The organism is Stenotrophomonas sp. PS02298, from assembly GCF_029959445.1.
In the GTDB taxonomy this organism is placed as follows: Bacteria; Pseudomonadota; Gammaproteobacteria; order Xanthomonadales; family Xanthomonadaceae; genus Stenotrophomonas.
In genome coordinates this window covers 1-3,462 of record NZ_JASCOR010000268.1, presented here as the reverse complement: position 1 = coordinate 3,462, position 3,462 = coordinate 1, and the positions used below count along the sequence as shown (strand labels likewise).

Annotated in this window: 3 protein-coding genes; all 3 read right to left on the bottom strand. The window is 66.2% G+C overall.

What is annotated here, in order from left to right; translation table 11 throughout:
- Nucleotides 1–253: 253 nt before the first annotated feature.
- From QMX78_RS20815 to QMX78_RS20805, 3 genes are read right to left on the bottom strand one after another with little or no spacing between them, the layout of a single operon-like run.
- A complete protein-coding gene (locus tag QMX78_RS20815) occupies nt 254–997 on the bottom strand; it encodes a pseudouridine synthase (protein WP_282273239.1) in 744 nt (247 codons plus the stop codon).
- Nucleotides 994–2,661 carry a ubiquinone biosynthesis regulatory protein kinase UbiB gene (gene ubiB / locus QMX78_RS20810; protein WP_282273236.1) on the bottom strand — a complete coding sequence of 556 codons (1,668 nt, stop codon included), beginning with the start codon at nt 2,659–2,661 and terminating at the stop codon, nt 994–996. The genes QMX78_RS20815 and ubiB overlap by 4 nt, the downstream gene beginning before the upstream one ends.
- Nucleotides 2,658–3,308: an SCP2 sterol-binding domain-containing protein gene (locus QMX78_RS20805; RefSeq protein WP_282273235.1), complete on the bottom strand. Its 651-nt coding sequence runs from the start codon at nt 3,306–3,308 to the stop codon at nt 2,658–2,660. Before QMX78_RS20805 ends, ubiB begins: the two co-directional genes overlap by 4 nt.
- Between the last annotated feature and the right edge of the window lie 154 nt (nt 3,309–3,462).

Here is a 3,462-nt window from a genome sequence, read left to right as displayed (position 1 = left end):
CGCCGCTCCCACAAACCTGCGCGTGCTGATGGGTTTCGGGAAAAGCCCCTGCCGAGCATGGCTCGGCACTACACCCCCTCCCTTTGGCGAAGCCAAGGGGAGGGTTGGGGAGGGGTGGGCTTTTCGCTGGGAAAGCCCCCTGCCGAGCATGGCTCGGCACTACACTCCCTCCCTTTGGCGAAGCCAAGGGGAGGGTTGGGGAGGGGTGGTTTTTCGCCTGGAAAGCCGCTGCCGAGCATGGCTCTGCACTACCTCAGTCCGGTAGCTTCCAACCGAACAGGTCCATCGCCTTCTGGAACTCGCGGTCCAGTGGTGCACGCACCTCGATGCGGTGGCCATCCTGCGGATGCGGAAAGGCCAGGCGCTCGGCGTGCAGCAGCATGCGGTGCACGCCCTGCATGCGGAACGTGCGGTTGTGGCGCCCGTCGCCGTGGCTGGTGTCGCCGATCATGTGGTGGAACATGTGCTTGAGGTGCCGCCGGATCTGCCGGAAGCGCCCGGTCTGCGGCTGGCAACGCAGCAGCGCATAACGCGAGGTCGGGAAGCCCGTCGATGGAATCGGCAACTCGCCTTCCAGCAGTTTCTGGAAATGGGTGATGGCCTGCTTCTTGACCGGCTTGCCGGGGCCGCCGTCCAGATCATGGTCGACGGTGAACGCATCTTCCGCCGGCCAGCCACGACACACCGCCAGGTAATCCTTCTCCACCTCGCCGCCCATCAGCGTCTTGCCCAAGGTGCTGGCGCTTTCGCGATCAAACGCCAGCAGCAGGCAACCACTGGTGGCGCGATCCAGCCGGTGCACGAGGAAAATCGGCTTGCCCAGCTGCTCGCGCAGGCGGTCAGCAAGGAAATCATCTTCGCCACGCGCCAGCTTGCTGTCGTGAACCATCAAACCCGCTGGCTTGTTGACCACCGCCAGCCACTGGTCTTCGTACAGCAGCGGCAGCGGTTCAAAAACTACCGCTGCTTCCACTGCCTCATCGACAACATCACTCATCGACGCAACCACGCCGAAGCCAACGCTATCGCACCAACCGCGCCCGTCACCCACGACCACAGCGGCACCGAGGCGAACTGCGGACCGCCTGCTTGCAGGCCGTACAGCAGCGCCGACACCACCATCAAACCGACACCGGCAACCGCCGTGACCACACGACGTTGCATGCGCTGCAGCGTGCCTTCGAGGTTGACGATGTCCTGCGAGCGCATCGCCAACTCATGCTTGCCTTCCACCTGCTGGCGCAGCCAGCTGTGCAGCAGGGCCGGCATGTCCGGGGCCTGGGTCATGATTTCCGGCAGGCGCTTGCGCAGTTCCTTCAACGCGCGACGCGGGCTGTACCGCTCGCGCAGGATGCGCTCCAGCACCGGCTTGGCCACTTCCCAGATGTCCAGGTTGGGGTCGAGCTGGCGGCCCACGCCTTCGATGTTCAACAGCGTCTTCTGCAGCAGGATCAACTGCGGCTGCAGGGTCAGCTGGTAACGCTGGGCGGTGCGGAACAGCTTCATCAGCACTTCGGCCAGCGAGATCTGCGACAGCGGACGGGTGAAGTACGGCTCGCAGACCGCGCGCACAGCGGCTTCCAGTTCGTCGATGCGCACCGTGTTCGGCATCCACTGCGCCTGCAGGTGCAGCTCGGCGATGCGGCGGTAATCACGGTTGAAGATGGCCATGAAGTTCTCGGCGAGGTAGAACTGATCCTCTTCCGACAGCTGGCCCATGATGCCGAAGTCCAGCGCGATGAAGCGCGGGTTGTCGCGGCGCGCCGGATCGATGTCGACCCAGATGTTGCCGGCGTGCGCATCGGCGTGGAAGAAGTTGTCGCGGAACACCTGCGTGTAGAACACGCGCACGCCCTTGGCGGCCAGCGCCTTGCGGTCGATGCCGGCCTTGTCCAGCGCCACGATGTCGTCGGAGGGAATGCCCCAGACGCGCTCCAACGTCAGCGCGCGCTCGGCGGTGTGGCTCCAGATCACTTCCGGGACGTACAGATCGTCCGAGTTTTCCCAGAAGCGGCGCAACACGCTGGCGTTGGCGCCTTCGCGCTGCAGGTCGAGCTCGGCAGCCAGCGTGGTTTCGATCTCGGCCACCACTTCGCGCGGGCGGATCTTGTCGGCACGCGGATGGGTACGCTCGACCAATGCAGCCAGTGACTTGAGCAGGGCGATGTCACCGGCGATCTGCTTTTCGATATCCGGGCGCAGCACCTTGACCACGACCTGGCGGCCATCGTCCAGCGTCGCTGCATGCACCTGCGCGATCGAGGCCGAGGCCAGCGGCGTGGTGTCGAAACTGGCGAAGGCCTCAGTGATCGGCAGACCCAGCGCCTGCTCGACGATCTGCAGCGCGCGTTCGCCGTCGAAGGGCTTGACCCGGTCCTGCAGCAGGGTCAGCTCGGCGGCGACGTCCGGCGGCACCAGATCGCGGCGGGTGGACAGGATCTGGCCGAACTTGACGAAGATCGGGCCCAGCTCCTGCAACGCCAGACGCAGGCGCGCACCGCGCGACTGCGAGGCGATATCGGCACTGGCGCGCGGCACGAACGGCTTGGCGATGCCGAGCCAACGTTCAACCGGAGTGCCGTCGAGCAGATCATCCAGGCGGTAACGCAGGATCACCCGGCCGATGCGGCTGGCGCGGAACATGGCGCGGGTGGCTTTCATGCAGCACCTCCGGCGCGCTGACGCAGGCGCGCGATGCGCGCGGCCATGCGTTCGACGTCATCGCGGATCACGTCCACATCATCATGGAAGGCATCCAGCTCGGCACGGGCAACGACATCACGCGACTCCTCGGTAACGTATTCGGCGGCGGTCTCGGCCAGGTCCTTGGCGCTGCGCCTGGCCTGCAGCAGGGCTGCACGCAGGGTCTGCGCGATCTGCACGCCGAGGATCTCGCCAAAGGCTTTGACAAAAGGCTGCTGCCAATCCGGATCAAAACGGGTGGCCAGCTGCTGCAGGCGGCGCGCCAGCTCGGCATCGCCGGAGACCTTGACCCGCCCAGCAGGCGCGCTGTTGCCGCGCCGTGCATTGGCCAGGAAGGGCAGTTGTGCCAGCACCCCGCCCAGCGTGCTGCGCACCGCCAGGTCCGGCTCCAGCGAGGGATCGACCGGGCCCACGGTCAGTCGTTCACCGGCGACCCCGATCTGCATCGCCAGTGACGGCGATTCCAGGGTCAGGGCGATGCGTTGGCCATCCAGCGAGGCCAGCGCGGTGCGGGTGTCCGGGTCCAGCGCCAGCGCGCGGTTCAAGGCCACTTCCAGCGCACGGCCGGCCAGCGGCTTGATCATTTTGAGGGGGGATGCAGGCATGCGGGCATTCTACCGGAGGGGCGCAGATCGGGGATTGGGGAGTCGGAATCGGAACCCGTCAGCAGGAGCTACCGTAGCCCGGGTAAGCGCAGCGCACCCGGGGGCAGTGATCTACGGGCTGGCTGCCAACGGCCGCGGGTGCGCTGCGCTTACC